The following is a 17,533-nucleotide window of genomic DNA, read 5'->3' on the forward strand; positions in this document are numbered from 1 at the left end:
GGAAATGCAGAATTTCGAGTTAAATGTTCGGTTACGGCGGGCTCAGCGGCTAGCGACCCTGACCAAACTCGGAGAACAGTTTGTGCAGTCATTGAACTATGTCGTTCACTCAATAGAGCAACTGCGCGTGGATCGCCAGAAGGCGACGATGATAAGTCCAGCATTGGGTTCGATCTACGAAACGTTTATCGAATTGCTGTGTGAGAGCGTCAAGTTCATCCTGCCCAACGTGCGTTTTTTTCTGGAAAATGGCCCGGCCATGGCAATTCACACCATGGCCTGCCCTTTAGCGGTACTCGATGGTGAAGGTCAGTGCACCTTTGGCCTCGCCAGGGGTAACCGTCGCTTCAGTCTGGTAATACCGTGCGCGAAGATCAAGGCGCACCGTGCCAGGGGCAAGGGCCACCATATCCACGAACTCTTCCAGTTGCACTGGGGTGTTGTCGCTGCGCAGTACCTGGATGCCGAGGCCGCTGGCGGTCGAGTCTGTGGTCAGGCTGAACAATCCAATGCTGCGGTCTATCGAGACGGAGCCGTCTACGCCGTCCAGGCGCATGAAGGCGCGGGCGACGCTGCCGGCCGGATCATCCTCGCAGTCGCTGAGCGCGATAAAGAAGTCCACCGGGGCGGTGGTGCTGCCCGGGCCTGTGAAGTCGGCGATGTCGTGAGTGCCAAGTTGTACCGGGTTTGCACTGACTGCGTCAGCCTTTACTGTGCACTGGGCCTGCTGGACTTGCCCGACCAGGGTAAGCCTTACGGCATCTCCGACATCGCTGACTACACCCCTGACAACCTCTTGATTGAACGAGCTGACGCCAGCTGGAATGGGGCCGGTCTTGATCAGGGCCATGTATTTGATGGTGAGGTTCCTCATCAGCATTGAGGAGGGCTGCATGTTCTGCTGGTTTACACCCACATAAGGAATGGCGCCGACGCCCCCGTCGTCGGCAAGGAACGCGTTGGTGGCCGAACCATTGAGGAAACCGCCCAGTTCCAGGTACAAGCCTACGCCCGGAATGTTGGTTTGCAGCACTTTGCCCGTCACATCTTTACCGTCGACAGGGGGGAAGGTGCCGGGAGCGATAGGTAGTGGCGTACCCATATTGGCCGTGAGGGTTAGCGTGCCGTTGTTGTCGCATGCCAATCCAAAGCCGGGGCCCACTACGCCGGTAGTGGTGGTTGAGTAGATCTTGCTACCCACGGGTGCCTCGCGTGCCACCCACTTTACACCAGTCAGCGTATGGGTGAACTGCATGGGGCCTGTGACCGTTGGCCATTCGCAGCCCAGCGCATGGGCCTGGTTCGACATTGCCATTATCGTCGCCGCCGCAGCGATGCCGATGAAATAACGTGATAAAGAGGGCATGGTCGGTTCCTGTTGCAAGCATGCGGCTTCGTCGCACGGACTGAATCATGGGATAGGGCAGCGCAAGGTTTGCAAGTGGTAGCCTTGCTCTTGCGGCATGGTTGACGGGTCGATCTTCAGCAGGCAGCGCTGCTCGGCACGGTCGCCCCAGCTCACTTCCAGGGTTTGGGCCTCGGCACCGGTTGCAACCAGCGCCTGACCGGCCTGGCCCACTACTGCCAGGTGCTGGCCTTGCTGGTCATTAACCTGGGCGCCGAAGGGCAGTGGGCGGCCGTCGTTATGCTGTAGGGTGAGGATCAGGCGGGTAACCTGGCGCGCTTTGAAGGTTGCCAGGGCGACAGCGCCTCGGCGGGGTACGACCTGGGTGGCACCGTTTTCGATTTCCACATCAGGGCCGAGCTGATCGGTTTGCAGGGTTACTTGGTTGACCCGATAGGGGCGCATGTGCGGGGCCAGAATGTAACCATTGCTGTCGGTGCTGCCACCAGGCACGTTATCGACGCCAACACCGGGCACGTCCGGCACGTGCACCAAGGCAGTGGTCTCCCCCAGGTATTGCCCCAGCACGACGCCGCCCGCGTGTGCCAGCACCGCACCACTGGCGTTGACCGAGAGGCTACGGAAATCATCCGCTTCGGTATAGCCGGCACCCAGGTTCACTTTCTGTGTCTGGTAGCCCACCGAGACCGAGGCCGTCTTGTTCTGTTGTTGGTCGTTGGCCAGCGATGCCAGGTAGCTTAGGCGGTTGTCCTGCGAGCCGCCGTTCAAGGTGGCGCGTTCGCTGAAGTGGCCGTTGCTTTCCTGTACATCGAAACTTGCAGTGGTTGAGGTGCCCCAGCCCAGCGGAATGGTGACCCCCAGGCCAACGATGCGGTCACTGCCGCTGGTATCGCTCAGCGACTGAGAGGCATACAGATTGATGCTGACGCGACGGTATTGGGTATTGAACTGGAACTGGTATTGGCGACGCTGGCGGTTGGTGTGCCAGTAATCGTCCTGGGACAGAGTCAGGCTCAGTGAGTTGCGGTTGTTGAACGTTTGGTAGATCGAGCCCTCCACGCGGCTGCGACGGTTGCCCTGGTAGCGGCTGGAGGCGTTGCGCTGCTGCACGGCTTCGTCGAATTCGCGATAACCCTCAGTGGAGTAGCGGTAGCCGGCGAAGCGCAGGCTAGTGCCGGTCTGAAAGGCTTTACCGTAGCGTACGGAGTAACTCTGCCCCTGCACCTGGCCGCCTTGTTCGCCCAGGTCGGTACGGGCCTGGGTCACATCCAGCGATACTGCGCCAAGAGGGCCGAAGTCGCGAGCGATGCCAAGGTTGGCAGCATCGTAGTACTCGCTGCCCAGCAGCCCGCCATACAGTGTAGTGCCCCACTTGCCGCCGCGGGCCAGGGTGGCTTGCCACAAGGCCGGGTTGTCGATGCCGTCGGCGCCATCATAACGCCCGGCCACGAGGTTGTAGCGCCACACCCCTTCACGCAGCAGGTTGCTGAGCGTGGAGTAAGGCTGTATGAAGCGGCGCACCTGGCCGTCGGCCTCGGTGAGGACGATTTCAAGGTCACCGCTGCTGCCACCAATGCCCAGGTCATTGATTTCGTATGGGCCAGGGGCAACGTAAGTGGTGTAGATCGGGTAGCCGTTCTGCAGCACCTCCAGTTTGGCGCGGGTCTGGGCCACGCCACGGATCACGGGTGCGTAGCTTTGCATCACGTCGGGCAGCATACCCATGTCGGTGGCCAGTTGTACCCCTTTGATGGGCAGGCTGCGAAATACGTCGCCACTGCTGAAGGTTTCACCCAGGGTCAGTGTGCCCCATTGGCCGGGTAGGTCATGCTGGGCGTAGGTGTTGAAGTGCACCCAGTCCTGCCCTTCGCCGTCGTCGCGCCAGCTTTGACTGCTGCGCAGGCGCCAGCCGCCCAGGTTGATGCCACCGTTGAGGTTCAGGTCCTGGCTGCTGTTGGACGTGCCGGCGCGGCCGCTGAAATGCTGTGCGGAGGCCTGATAGCTGACGAATGCAGCATTGATGCCGCTGTCCCAGCGCTCTGGTGCGACGCTGCCGGCCACATCTCGGCGCAGGGCGATCTGTGGAATGGACAGTGCCAACTGCAGTTGGCCGGGGTCCAGGTCGTAGGTGGTATCGGGTACCAGCGCGGGTAGGTCCACGCAGCGCTCGTCACTGGGCAAGGGCTCGGCCAGGCCCTGTTCGCGCAGGCCCAGCTCGCGCAGCAGGTTGGCGCTCAGGCACGGCTCCAGGCCCTTGCCGTCGCTGCGTGCTCGGAAGTCGATTTCGTGCTTGCCTGCCGGGGCCAGGTTGACCATGACTTCAACCTGGTAGCGGCCTGGCGCCAGCGACGCTTGATTGGCCAGCGTGCGCAGGGCGGCCACGCTGGCGTCGCTGGACTGGCCTGGGGTTTGGCGCATGAAGTTGGGATTGAACTGCAGGGGGCGTTCTTCTGCTTGGGCCAGATCAGCAAGTAAAAAAGACAGGACGTAACCTGCCATGGGTAGACCCAAGGACAAGTAAGAAAGCGTAAGTTTTTGCCGATGCTGAGTCAGTTTGAACATATTAGGCACCGCTGATGTATGCCGCACATTGACTTTGACGATTCGTCGGGGATGGTGGAAGGGCGACAAGGCTACGGCAACATAGAATAAGGTCGTGTAGGAAAAAGCTGATATAAAGTCAGAAAATCCTACACGTTGCCCTCTGTTTTCATAGGCATGAGGGCAACCCGTTTGTGGGCTGCACTTATGCGTGTTCTACGATTTGATTGTTGTGGCGTATCCCTCTAGTTGAACTTCGGATTTTTAGGAGGAACGTAGCTGTATTTTGTTCGGCTTGGCCAGTGGAGTGTCCCTTCTTTCATTGCGCCGATCGCACTTCCACTCCAATCTCGAGTGGGCGCCGGAGGTACGACTTGAGCGGGCTCGGTAAACAGATTTTCTAACTGGTAGGAGCCAATTGAATTACCAGATGCAGTAGACGCCGTGGATGCCGTGGACGCTGTAGACGACGCCGTGCTGCGAATCGATTGTGGAGGCGACATGGAGGTGGCCGCGTCAGAGAGCATCGTAGGGCTGAACTGAGTGCCTGCGTCAACGCCTATACCTGTTGCCACTGTTTGGGTTGAAATATTATTGTTGAATGGCGTTGTCACTTTGCGCCAGAGTCGTCCAGGAGCAGTGCCGAATCTACGCCCGAAGAAAACATCACCTTCTCTGGCGATCACCCGCGGTCCGCTCAGCGAAGCGGCGCTGTCAGTTTGGGTGCCAATGCTGGCGGCCTTGCCCGCTCCCTTCGCCGCCAACCTGCTGTAACCTATGATCCCCAACGTACTCAGTGCACTGGCAATCCCCAGCCCGAATGCCCAGTCATTAGCCGTTTCGTTCATTGTCACCAGCCCTACCACAGAAACAACTGTGCCAGCCACGTCAATTGCCAGGCTGGCTGCGCCGAGCGAGAACGCCATGGTTAAGCCCACCGGCGGCAACAGCATGAAACTGACCACAGCGAAAACAGCACCCAGCGCTACACCAAGCCAGGAGCGCCAGTCGGCCTTGGGCTTGGGTTGTGCAACGGGGGGCACGTACGGGTACTCTGTGCTGTTACGCATGCCGTAATGGCCGCTTGGGTCGTACCAGTTGACTGGGTTGCCGCCGCAGTACACATACGGGTTGATACCGGCATTTTCTGGTGACGCCGAGTCCGGGCTGTGGAAGCGCATCAGCCCTGGGTTATAGGCGCGGTAGCCGCGCCCCAGCAGCGACCAGCCCAGGGCGCGCTCGCGGACTTCGCCGTTGAAGCCTAGCAGGCCCACCAAGGGGGCGTTGTCCGGTGAGTCGCCATAGGCGCTGTAAGTATTAGCGTGCAGTTCGTCTTTGCTGCATTCACCAATCACGCTGTTCGCCGCGTCGGTCATGAACAAGCGGTTGTCTGCTGTGCTGGCAGGGCGTTGTAGCCCCAGGGGGCGCTCGCCTGCATACAGGTACTCGGTGAGCAAGTCGGCGTCGCGTGTACTGGTTAACCGGTAGCCCTGGTAACGGCGCGTTACTTCCGCGGCTTGCTCATGGCGCACACCTATCAGGTCGTTGTGGCCGTCATAGCGGTAGCGGTAGAGGGGTAGCCCATCGCTGGAACGTTGTACTTCCTGCAAGCGACCGCGGTCGTCGTATACCAGCTTGTTGCCCTGCTCATCGTTCAGCAAGTTGCCCTCGGCATCGTGCTCGAAGGCCTGGCTGGCTGGGTAATCTGGCTGCAGCGAGTGCTCTGCCTGTTTCAGGATGAAACCGTCGTAGGTGTAGAAAGCCTCGTCCGATGTGCCATCGGCAAAATCGGTATAGCACTCGGTCAGGTTGTTCAGTTCGTCGTAGACGAAAAACTGATTCTTGATAAACCGCCCAGCCCCGTTTTGTGGCAAGGCAGTGCCTTGGCAGTTGTGCTGCTCCAAGCGGTCGAGCGTATCGTAGTCAAAGGTTTCCAGTAAGAGTTGCTTGCCGTCACGGGTAAGGGTGCGGCTACGTAGCTGGTCATCTTCCTGCCATGTCAGGGCGATGCTTTGGCTGAGGGTGGTGCCATCGTGCCGTGTGAGGGTTTGCTCGCGATTTATTTCCCTACCCAGTTCATCGTAAGTCTGCAGGCACACCAATACCTGGGTGTTGCTCAGGTCTTTGGTGGTGGTTTTCCACAGCCGTCCGAGAGCGTCATACTCGAACTGGGCAACCAGGTCGCCCTGGCAGGTCTTTTCAAGCTGGCCCAGGTCGTTGTAGGTGTGGTCCACCTGAACGCCGTCACTTTCCCGATAACCTAACTGCATTCCCTGAAACGAACTGCGGTAGTCGCAATGGTGGCCGATGGCGCCCTCGCCCACCCATTGGGTTCTCAGCAGGTAGCCTTGATCGGTGTAGGTATAGCTATGCGTGCCTTGGGCGTCGCTGGCCGAGCTGATAGACGAGGTCCTGGCATCGTAATCGAACGTAGCCCTCTTAGCAGTGTTGACGTCGATCTGGCTGGGTTGGGCAGAGCGCGCAGGGCGGTAGTGGTAGGTAAAGGTGCGCTGCGCTGTTGTGCGGGTTTCTACCAGCGAGGTGTTGCGCTTGTAGTTATAGGTTTCCTTCTGTTTGCCGGCCGTCAGGGACTTCAAGCGCTCCAGGCCATCGTAATCCCGTTGCCAGGCAAGGGTGGGTTCAAGGTCTTTACGCCGCTCGACCAGCAGCTGTTCGGCCAACGGGGCGGCACTGTGTAGCGCGAAGCGGCTGAGTACGGCCGACTGGTCGGGCCGTTCGCTACGGGTCACCCGGCCTTCGCTGTCGTAGGTGTATTTGCTGATCCGGCTGACCGGCTTGTCGTTCCGTTTGAAGGTGTGTTCTTCGAGGGTGCAGCGGCCAAGGCCGTCGTAGCTGAAATCCCGGCGGCCAACGATATTGCCTGCGTCGTCCAAGCGGTAGTGAGCTGCCGGTTTGTCGAAGCCATTGCTTTCGGTAACCTGCTGCTGCTGACGCACACCAGGGTTGCCCGGTGTTTCGACCCATTGGGTGACGATGTCGCCAGCTTCGCCGAACGGGGAGAATTCGCTGTGCTGGGTAACGCCGTGGGGCAAGGTGGTCTTGCACAGCTTGCCCCATGCATCGTATTCGAAGGTGGTTTGCAGCGTCAGGGTCTTGTCGTCGAAGTAGTCGAAGGAGGTTTCGTCTTTCAACTGGCCCAATTCATCGTAGTTGCGCTGTGCTACCCGCTCACGCTTGCGTGGTTTCTCATCGCCCGCTGCGGTGTCTGGGTCTTGTGCAACTTCCGCTTCGCGTTCTTCGGTCACCATGCGGCTGCAGCCATCGAAGGTGAGCACGGTGATCACGCCGGTACTGCTGGTGACCGACTGCGTGGCCAGCCCGGCAGCGCCTTCTTCGGGATGGTTCACTAGCCCGTACTCATAGCGCTGCTTGGACTCCTCCATACCCTGGCCCGGCGCTAGGGTTTCCTCCACCACGCGGGCCAGGGCGTCGTAGCGGCGGCGAATGCTGTTGCCGGTGTCATCTTCTTCGTAAACGTTCTGACCATGTAGGCTAGATACAGCCATGCTGGTGGTCTTTTGCACCAGATCGAAGCCGAGCACGGTTTCATCGGTCCAGTACTCCAGGCCATAGACGTCGTCGACGACCTTGCGGTACCCCCATTCGATACGTGAACTGCGGCTTTCAATGGCCCGGCGCACCGTGTCGGTACTGTCGTCACCATAGCGGGTGGTTACCTGGTAGTCGGGGCGGCCGTGCAGGAAGGCATTGTCAGGCAGGTTCAGGTAGCCCCGTTCCACCTTCAGCAGCAGCTGTTCGCGCTCATCGGGCTGGCTGGGATTGAACACTTGCAGCACTTGTTCTTCACAAGGCGCAAGCCACTGGCTCGCCTGGCCAAGGCTGGCTAGCGCCGGGAAGGCTTTGTAGGTTAGCCGCGTACGTTGCACGGGGGCGTCGTTGGGCATATTGGGCACGGGGTAAACCGTTTTGCATTTCAAATTGCGCACAAAGCCCTGCGGGTCAGGCGGACAGGCCCAGGTGTCTCCGTCTTTTTCGCCTTCCTTGTCATAGTACTCGTAGGTGGTGCGTACACCGGTGGGGGCTTGCTCCTCGGTGACGTTGCCGTAATCGTCGAAGTGGGTGATCGCGGTTTCCAGGTGCAACTTGCTGGCGTCATCACGCAGCTTCCAGCGTTTGGTGATGGTCTTGGGCAATTGGAAGTAGCGCGGCTGATCGTCGAAGCCGATGCCGGGGCGTTCATGGAAAACAGTTTCGGTTTCTTCGATATGGCCATCCTGTTCGAGCGTTTGCTTGGTCATCAGGTGGTAGCGGTTGAACGTCTGTGTCTGCTTGCGTGCGACCTTGCCTGCTTTCCAGTAATGGGCGGTGACGCTGTAGCGGTAGGAGGATTGTGCGCGGTACAGGTTGTCTTCGCCGTCGTCACGCCAGCTGATACCGCTGTTGCTGCCGACAAAGCTGTGTGCCACTTCGATGCTGTTTTCCTCGTCGAAGTGCTCGTAGGTGTAGGTCGTCCTCATCGGTGGCTGATCGGCGCGGGGCTTGACTTCATGGCTGGTCACCCGTGGCCAAGCCCTTTGAGGGTTTGTCCCGGGCAGCAGATGGCCAGGGTCGTCATTCTCCCCGTAGCGGATTTCCTCCACGGTGCCCGAGGGTGCGGATACTTTGGCAAGGCAGGTTAGACCACGGGCGGTGGTGTAGCCGAAGCGCCAGTTGCCGCCCACTTCAGGAGGCAGCTTGACCTCAACCAGTACTCGGTTTTTAAGTTCCAGCATGTAGCGCATGAACGGAAGGCCTTCAGCACCGGCCCCAGGGTGAGCATCAATGGTTACCCTGCCATCGGTGTACTTCAACGCCAGCAGCTGTGCGCCATAGTCATCAACGATTTTTTCCAGCCGGCGGTTTTCTGGGACGTAGCTGAGGGTTATCCCGTGGCCGGAGGGCGCCCTGACTTTGCTGGGCAGCGCAATAGGGTTGAGCACATCGTGCAGGGTCAGTATTTCCACAAGGCCAGACTTGTGCTCCACCCGGTACGAGCCATTTTCGCCGTCGTCGTAAAAGTGAAAGCTATGAATTTTCTTTTCACGCATAGCCGGTTGCGGACCACTGCCGGTGACCTTGTAGCTTTCCCCCGTGTGCAAGGTAAGCATCTGGGTCGCGGGGTCGTATTGGGTCAATGCTAACTGCCAGCCGGTGCCAAAACCCGAGTCTTGTGTGTTGAACGGGCTATACGACAGGCGCAAGGGCAGGTTGGGGCCGGTCAGGTCATTGCCGGCCGGCATTTGCAAGTCGATCGCCAAGTTGTATTGGCCCGTGCGCTGGTCGACCTGGTTTTGTACAAAGCTCTGGAAGTTGGTGGCGTTGCTGTGAGCACCCGCAGAACTGGCCATGTTCAGTTACCCCTCTCGGCAAAGGTGACTACGATACAGGCGAGCTCTCCTTGCTTGATTGGGTCACCTTTGCCGGTCACCCTGAAGCCACGGCTTGGCGCATTGCTATCGATGCCGTTGTTGGTCAGGTAGCCCGGTTTCTCGGGGCTACCAGCGTAGGTCCATAATTTGTCGATGCCTATTTTTTCCAGCGAAGCGTTGGCTCGGCTTGTATCGAGTTCAACCCAGGCGCTGTTGACCTTTTCACAACGCTCGTTATTAGTGAGCAGAAGCGTCGATTTGATCGGTACGTTCCGAATGCGGATGGCATGCGGCGCTATGACGCTACCGTCTACTTCCGCGCACTCTTTTTTGGGCAGCAGTTTCTGGGGTAAGCCGCCAGGTATTGCCGTCAGTTCCAGCCCGCAAGCAGGCTCGGTGTTGTTATCCACTGTCTGGTACAGGGCGAGCATAGGCGTTGGGTCGGCCTGGGGTGAATCTGCGGTGCCAGCACCCAAGGCGGCTGTGCCATACACAAGCACGGGTGCGGCCAACATCAATTGTTTCATGGCCGATGGGATGGCGAGGCGCCAGCAGTTTAATGGTCTCATATTTAGGCTCCCTGTTCGTTCAGGTGACTTGAACAGTTAGAAGAAACGTATTTACGTCGTTGGGTGAATAAGGCGGTGTGTTCGGAGCTTATTGAACTTGTTGGGGTGTGACACCTATTAGAATTAATAGGTGCGCTAAAGGTGCCTGCGTGGGCATCGAGGGGGCATGCAAGTTTTTGAAGGGTTGTCACCTGGTAGATTTATCAGGTGCAAGCGTGCCTTGAGCGGGCGTGCTACCTGTTATTTCTGCCAGTAGCCAGCCATGGGCAGTAGTCTGAAAACTAGGGGCATCTCAACCCGCCTGGAGCCTATCCATGGTGCCTCAACGCCCAGTGAAAAATAGGGGACAACAGTCCCAGCGTAACCCCGCACCTGAAATCCCCGCGCAAAATGCGTTGGGTGAAATTGATGTCAATAAACTAAATGGCCAGCCGTTAGAGTTTTTGATCAAGGATGCGGACTTGAAGTTCGGTCAGTATATCTACCCGGTCTGGCGAGGCCTCGCCGCAGACGGCACGCCTTTTGATGAACTGGGTGCGCAATGCGAAGTGCCTGTGGACTACGACACTACAAGAACGATGGTGGCCATAATTTCTAATCGTTTTGTTGAACCCTTTGATGGTGGGTGGGCATTTTTATCATACAAGGTTGATAACGCGGCAGAGAGCACCCCGGACTCACACCGCATCTTTTGTTACTTGGGTTTGCGCGACCGTGGCGGTGTTGCCGAAGCCCTGGCGGTTGCGCAGGCGCGAGAGTCGCATGACCGTGTGATTGTCGCAGCAGACCTTGAAACAGAAGGTGTGCGTTTGCTGGCGCCAAGTTACCGGGCCATGCAGGCCGGCGACCGCATCGAACTGGTGGTGCGCAAGTTCAATGCGGCAGGCGACGAGGTAACGCCTCCGGCGAGCGAGTTGTTTGAGGTGACCGAAGCCAATGTGGGCGAACCTTTGCAATGGCAGGTGGCCAAGTCGCATTTTATTCGCGTGCAGGAGGGCAGGGTAGCGTTTCAGTACACCGTCACGCTGGTCGGTAACGGCGAAGAAGTTGTTTCCCCTGTGCAGGAAATGGCAGTAGCAAGGGCTTCGAGCCCCGTTGACCTGTTGCCAGAGGCTAAGCTCGATGGTTTTACGGGGGCGCCGCTTGACCCTGGCAAGTTTCCCGACGGGGTAACTGTGCGTGTGCCGGTAAACCCCGATGTGCAAGCGGGGGACTACTTGCTTCTGCACTGGAAAACACCTCTCAAGACCGAGCCTGAGGTGCAGTTCGCGCGTATGGATGCCAGCAGCCTGGAAAGCGATGAAACCGTGTTCCGAGTTGACGCGGCGTTGCTTGTGCCGGGTGATCACCAAGTGTTCTACCAAATTGCGCGTGCGGGCCATGCGCTGACGTCGCAACGCCTGGATGTCGCGTTCGAAACGGCACGCAACCTTGCTGCGCCAGGCATCGAGCGCGCTAGCGAAGATGGCAGTGGCAAGCAAGTGCTATTGGCGGACAGCGCGATTTTAGGGGCTTACGTCACGGTGCCTGATGTGCCTTTGCGCCCCGGCGAACACCTTGAGGTTCACTGGGACGGTTATGAGCATAACGGCAAGCAGATTACCACCACGCCGGTGGAGGAAGGCGGCCGACGCTTCAAGATTGACCCCAGCGTGGTGGCTGCGAACATGCACCAGCCCGGCGCGGATAACAGCAGGCGTTTTAAAGTGTTCTACCACATCGTCGATGACGAGGGGGGGCGCTCGGCGGCGTCCCAAGCTGTGGACTTGCGTGTTCAGCCGCTGACTTTCGATAACAATATCAAGTGCCTGCAAGCCCAGACCAACGGCGAACTTTGGCGGTCCAAGCTTGTTGCGAACGGTGCAATGCTCGAAGTGTCCGGCGCGTTACTTTGGCCGTTCGCTGCGCCAGACCAACTGTTCACACTGGCCATTCAAGACGGCGTCATATTACGGGATCGAGTGCCGGTGACACCTGTCGAATTCGCTAACAAGCGGATACAGCAATGGTTGAGTGTTGCGGTTTATAACGGCTTGGACGAAGGCAAACAATACACCATCAGCGGAAATGTCAGCTTCGACAAGGGCGACAGTTGGCATAAACTTCTGCCGCTGTTAATCATTCCTAGAAAGTCAAAGTAGACGAAGCCGGCGTCGGCCTAAATCCGTCTGACGGTCGGGTTGGCGTCGCACCAATCAATGCATGGGCATGGAGACTAAAGCGATGAAAATTGAAAGTGCTGGAGTGGCTCAAGCGGTAGAAAATCAATCACTTGAAGCATTTTATAAAGCAATGGATGCGGGCCCTAAAACATGGGGTTGGGATGCGCTGTTAGTGTTTTCCAGGAGCGCTACAAACGCGCTGCTCTCGCAGGAGTACATTGATCGGGCGCATATTCCGGAATTGTTCTTTCCCCCTTTACCCGATGGCAATGTCGACTCCGGCAATGGTATCAAGCATGTCTTGCTCGGGCTGCGTCTCGACAAGGCGAGGCTGTCGTTCGAAAATGCGAACTTGAAGGACCCGAAAGCTAAGTTGCAAATGCGTCTGGTCGGGGGGAAGCATCTTGAAGTGATCGAAACATTTCTGGATGGCAAGCCGGTCAGGAGCGTGCAAGCCCTGATCCTCTACAACGCCGCTACGCACGCTGTGCTGGATATGAACATTACGTTAGACGCCGCTGCCGGTACCGTTGATGAAAGCGGTAAAGTTTTACTTGATATCAATAAAGGTTATGACCATCTGTTCAGTGGTGGCGGCACTGGGCCTGAGCGCGTTCGCTTGGGCTTGTATTTCAAAGAGCTGTTTGAAACCTGGGCGAAGGAAAATAAAGAAATGCTGCAGTTCCCGCTCAGCGAACTGGCCGTTGACGATACTTCGCTGCTCAATCCCGGCGTCTTTATGTTAGGGACTCATGCAGAACCCGGTGCGAAAGTGTTGGGTAGTGCGAATCAGGGGGACGGTGCAGTGGTGGTGTTCGTTGCCATGCGCGGAAATGATTCAGGTGCTTATCCTCCAGAGGATAAAGATTTGTTGTACATGCTGCCTGATTCGACTGACCCGTATACCAGTAATTTAGTGTTGTCGCACAAGCTGGTTGCGCAGCACGTCGTGAAGCTGGGCTTTGACCAGTTTGACTGGATGGAAGGAAAGTTTGACCTGGTGGCGTTGAAAGACGACCGCTACCGAGTGGATGAAAACCGCTACAAATTGGTGGCCAACGCCATGAGCGGTGGAGCCTATGCCGAGTTCAATTATTCTGATACCAACCATGGTGGGACAACGCAGCCGTGGCGCTGGAGGTTGAACATGGACGGCGCCACCCTCAACCTGTTTGACAAGGGCAGCGAAGTCGTTTTCGATAAAAGGATGCTGAAGATAAACTGGTCCTCCGCTATGCCAGTGGGTACTTTGGTGTATTGGCTTCAGACCGGCAATTCCTCAGGCGACACCATTCCTCTGCAGGTCTCTGCGAAGGTAGAGATTCGTGCAGATTGTAAGTTTGATGTTTCGCGAGAGGACAATAAAACCACGCTTAAGTTTTCGGTGAGCAACTTTGAATCGAGTGTAGAGATTTCTATTGAAGATGGCTTCCGGTCTGGGGATGTTGGCAAAGATGCCAGAGCAAAATCCGAAAATCTAAAAGCGCCACTGGAGGCTGCATTGATTAAGGCTGCCAAGGAAAAACTTGAGAGCCTTAAGAACATGACGTTCGAAATTGATGCGTTGCGTCTTAACCAATTGCTATTCCGAGGCGATAATGTCGTTGACCCGCGTGACGTGGCGGTGCCGAACGACTTGACCCTGCTCGGTAACTTGGCGCCCAAGCGCACCGCGATGTCCATCACGCCTCTGGAACCGATCGTGGCAAGCGGTGGGTTTATTGATTTCAGCGCCTCGTCTACAAGCGGTATCACCTGGACAGTGGAAAATCTCCCTGGCGAAACTGGAGAAACTGGGAAGTTCGCTACACCGTCGGTGGGGCGATATACGGCGCCATCCGATGACGCCTTGGTTACAGAAGGCCAGCGCCGAGTGATTGTGAAGGCCACCAGTGGGGAGCAGGTCAGCCGCGCGCTGGTCAGCATCGTACCTAGCCATGTCTCGGTGAACCCTTGGGTGGCGGTGGTAAGCCTGGGCAAAAACTATTCATTGTCGGCAGGCACTCCCGATAATGCCGAGCTGAAGTGGAATCAGCCAACACTGGGTAAAGTCGATGAGGATACCGACCCGCTTAACCCAGGGGGTCATAAGTACACCGCGCCAACCACATTGCCTAAGCGTGAACCAACCCAGCCGAACCATTACAGAGTGCTGCGCCTGGTCGAGGTCACCGTTGAGCCGGCTGCAGGTGGCACGCCCGCGACCATCGACATGCTGGTCGTTGGGGCCAAGAGCCCCAACTACTGGATAGAGCCGGCAGTCAATGCCGATGGCTCCGTGGCGCTGCCTTTCTATAGGCTTAGTATGGACATGGAAAAGGTCAAGGTACCTGAGCCAATCGAGTGGCACGTGCTGCGCGGTAGTGGGACCATTGACAGCAACACCCAAACCTATAAGCCCGCACCCGGTTCTGACGACCAGTACGTCATCATATCGGCCTTCTACGTCAACGACTCTCCCGATACCCACGACTATGTGATTTTGCCACTGCCATTCGTACCGGTGCGCAATTACGCCGAGATTCTCAGCCCAACCATCAAGGAGGTTTGAGATGAATACTAAGGCTACTTCGCATGAAAAACAGGAAACATCGGCACGCCTAGGCTGGGGTGGCATGCTTGCCTTGGACCGCAGCCTCCTTGACCTTGTGCTACGTGAGCAGTATCTCGATGCGCTTGCTAACTTTGGTGCGATGGACCCTATCCATCTGGAGGCCTACCTTGACGAGGGCGAGCGCATCAGCGTTTCGGTGCAAGGGATGGTGCTGGGCGCGCCCCAGGTCGGCTTCCAGAATGCAACAGGGTTCAGCTCGGACTTGACGCTGCGGATGAACATCATTGCCGGGGAGTACATGCGAATTCTGCATCTTCCTGGCAGGCCTAAGCGCGTTGTGGAAAGCTTCACCATCACCGAAGGCATGGGCTATCGTGTCGAAGCACCGCTGGCCCTGGAGTGTAGCCGGCCAAAGACGAGCCGGTTCGCCTCGCTGGAGTTAAACCTTGCCCGTGCGGTCGAGTTTTCCACCAATTTGGGGCCAACCGAGTATGCCGGGGTCATGATTGGCCGGCGCTTGCAGGAATCGATCAGCTATATGCGGGCTTACCAGCTCACCTATTCCCTGGGCCGTTTCGTCATGGACGACTACCATCCGCTGAGCCCGGATCAGTTCATGGTGCGCACCATGCTCGCACCTTGGGGAAAAAGTGAAGGTAGCCCCCGGTTCGGGGACGGGGCAGCGCTGGTCTTCATGAAACTGGGGATCGACCTGCGCGCAGGGGGGCAGCCAACCCCGGGTACCCAAATCCCATATCCGATCGCAGAGAGTGCTACCAATTTGCCGGGTACCCTGATCCTTGTTCCGGATATCGCAGAGCTCGGGGCTGGTGGGGTCAAGGATGTGCTCAGTACCTTCAGCCTGCCCAACGGTTACGAGTTCGTTACTGGTACACCGCAACCAGGCATCGACCTTGTGGTGCCCGGACAGTGGACAAAAACGCAGAACGCCGCAACGGTAGAGCCTGCTTTGGCGAGCGTGGTATCCGGGCGCACCATCGCCTTCACTGTTGATGGCGCGCCTGGCCCAGTGCAGTGGTCGGCCACCAACCTGAAACGCCCAGCGGCGGTCGGCACATTCAATGGTGCCATCTATAGTCCGCGTCCTGCAGGCAGTTTCGTCGAGGACCAGCAGATGGTCCTGGTGACTGCCACTTCGGCTGAAGGCGGTGACGCAATGCGCAGTCATGCCTTGGTCATGGAAACCGCCCGAGCGGTGCAGGTCGTACCGCGCGTTGCCACCTGGGTGCAAGGTGAAGATCCGATCGAGCTGCGCGCCTCTAGTGTCGATGCCGGTAGCCTGCAATGGAGCCTAGTGGAGGCAGTACTGCTGTCGGAGGGGGAGCAGCGAGTTCAGACGCTTGCCAACCCGATAGGGAAACTTGAAGACAAGGGGGGCGGCCGGGCCATTTTCACGCCCGACCCGCCTGGCAGCGACCGCGATTTGTTCAAGGTACAGCGAATCCGTTGCACCAACCGGCAGAACGGGGACAGTGCTGAAGCTTCGGTGGTGGTGATCAGGTGGCATGCGGGCCTGAACGTGGTGCCGTTCCACGTGGTGCAGGGGCTTTCGGTTCAATCCATACCCTTCACGGTAATGCCTGACGAGCCTGAGCTAGACCTTGGCCGCGATATAACGTGGACTGTGAATGGCGAAGGAGTGTTTGTTGGCAACGTTTACACGCCTCCGGAAGATCCCCGATCACCCATTGCGGTGGTGACTGCGTTCGATGGCGTTGAGCGCACCGGCTACGCCATCGTCGAGTTCAGCGAAAGTCGGCAGGAAACCGCTGGCCTGTTGTCATGGGAAAGCCTTAGCACCTTTGAACTTAAAGCCATCAGCGCGCCGCAATGCTTCGCCAATGGCTGGCAGCAGATAGAAGTTGAGGTGACCGTTGCTGCGAGTAACGATCACAACGATCAACCGGTCGAGATCTCCGACGCCGATTTGGCAACGTTGAAGTTCTTGAATGTGGACAGCAACAACGAGCTACCTTTCCTGGCGCCGGATGAAGAAGCCTTGGCCGTTGGCAAGGCGGATGAAGAAGAGGAGGACTGGGCGGTAAACAGGGAGGCGAACAACATCGACCGGCAAGCAACAGCGCCCGCTGGGGGGAGCGCGCCGTTGGCGGCCAGAACCCGCCGATTCTACCTGCACTCCCGTAAGGCGGGGGTGATCAAGGTGATTGCGTCGATACAGAACACCTTGACGGGCAAAACGGTCACGTCTGCAGCCACCGGCGAGAAAGGTAAGCTCGAGTTGCGCGGGCTGGTCACCCCATCCTTCACGCAGGAACTGTATTCCTTCAAGCGCACGCGTGTGGCGGGGGATGCGTCACCGTCCGAGGGCGATGAATTCGCTTATGTCGATACCAGTACCGACAACTGGTTGCTGGAGCACGTCCTCAGAGAGGGCCGAGTAATCAAGTTCGCTCGCCTGTTCATCAAGGATACCGACCCAAAATCGGCTGTACGGTGGTCTTGGGAGCCCGGGACGTCGCCGGGGCCAGTTCTGGACGATGATTTCGTCAGCTTCACTGGGTTCTCCTTCCAGTCGGTTGATGGCCGAGTGAAGGACGATTTGCTGTTCGACGGACTTCTTTACCGCATGGCCAAGCATCGAACGTATGCACTGCCGACGAAGGTGCAAGGCACCAAGCCCGGTGCCGGGCAACTGATGATCGTCCTGCAGCGGGATACGGGGTTTGTTTTCTCGAGAAAAAGCGAGGAGTCGGGTTATCGCCAGGCGCTTGAAAAAAACTTGGAGTTCACGCTGCTGGATGTGGAAGGTAACGAACATCCCCTGACATTTTCTTTTGCTGTCACGGCTGACGAAGAGAGGCAGGGCATCACCCACCGCGATGTTCTGAAACTTTCAATTCGTTGAGCAACGGCTCACCTGGGTGCACGGGTGTGCCGAGGTGAGCCCACCATTCTTTTTCGGATGATAA

The 17,533-nt window shown here is 57.9% G+C and carries 7 protein-coding genes; 3 read left to right on the top strand and 4 right to left on the bottom strand.

Translation table 11 applies throughout. The annotated features are described in order from the left end of the window. Positions 1–286: 286 nt before the first annotated feature. From ACF8R3_RS09275 to ACF8R3_RS09290, 4 genes are all read right to left on the bottom strand, one after another. Positions 287–1,366, bottom strand: a complete 1,080-nt coding sequence (locus tag ACF8R3_RS09275) for a fimbrial protein (RefSeq protein WP_392515518.1) — start codon at positions 1,364–1,366, stop codon at positions 287–289. A 45-nt stretch (positions 1,367–1,411) separates the two neighbouring features. Beyond that, positions 1,412–3,865, bottom strand: a complete 2,454-nt coding sequence (locus ACF8R3_RS09280) for a fimbria/pilus outer membrane usher protein (protein WP_232105846.1) — start codon at positions 3,863–3,865, stop codon at positions 1,412–1,414. Between the two features lie 287 nt (positions 3,866–4,152). Beyond that, positions 4,153–9,276 carry an RHS repeat-associated core domain-containing protein gene (locus ACF8R3_RS09285; RefSeq protein WP_392515519.1) on the bottom strand — a complete coding sequence of 1,708 codons (5,124 nt, stop codon included), beginning with the start codon at positions 9,274–9,276 and terminating at the stop codon, positions 4,153–4,155. A gap of 2 nt (positions 9,277–9,278) precedes the next feature. Beyond that, a complete protein-coding gene (locus tag ACF8R3_RS09290) occupies positions 9,279–9,812 on the bottom strand; it encodes a hypothetical protein (RefSeq protein WP_058637721.1) in 534 nt (177 codons plus the stop codon). 368 nt (positions 9,813–10,180) lie between these two features. On the opposite strand from ACF8R3_RS09290, the gene ACF8R3_RS09295 reads away from it, so the two are divergent. The 3 genes from ACF8R3_RS09295 to ACF8R3_RS09305 all read left to right on the top strand — a co-directional run bounded on the left by ACF8R3_RS09295 (position 10,181) and on the right by ACF8R3_RS09305 (position 17,469). After that, entirely contained in the window at positions 10,181–12,007 is a 1,827-nt protein-coding gene (locus tag ACF8R3_RS09295) for a hypothetical protein (protein ID WP_392515520.1), read from the top strand. A gap of 82 nt (positions 12,008–12,089) precedes the next feature. After that, the gene (locus tag ACF8R3_RS09300; protein WP_196186049.1) at positions 12,090–14,579 is read left to right on the top strand and encodes a hypothetical protein; all 2,490 of its coding nucleotides are present in this window, start codon (positions 12,090–12,092) and stop codon (positions 14,577–14,579) included. Between the two features lies 1 nt (position 14,580). Then, positions 14,581–17,469 (top strand): hypothetical protein, encoded by a 2,889-nt coding sequence (locus ACF8R3_RS09305; RefSeq protein WP_392515521.1) that lies wholly within the window; start codon positions 14,581–14,583, stop codon positions 17,467–17,469. Positions 17,470–17,533: the final 64 nt, after the last annotated feature.

The sequence above is a fragment of the Pseudomonas sp. FYR_7 genome, assembly GCF_043106155.1.
In the GTDB taxonomy this organism is placed as follows: Bacteria; Pseudomonadota; Gammaproteobacteria; order Pseudomonadales; family Pseudomonadaceae; genus Aquipseudomonas; species Aquipseudomonas parafulva_B.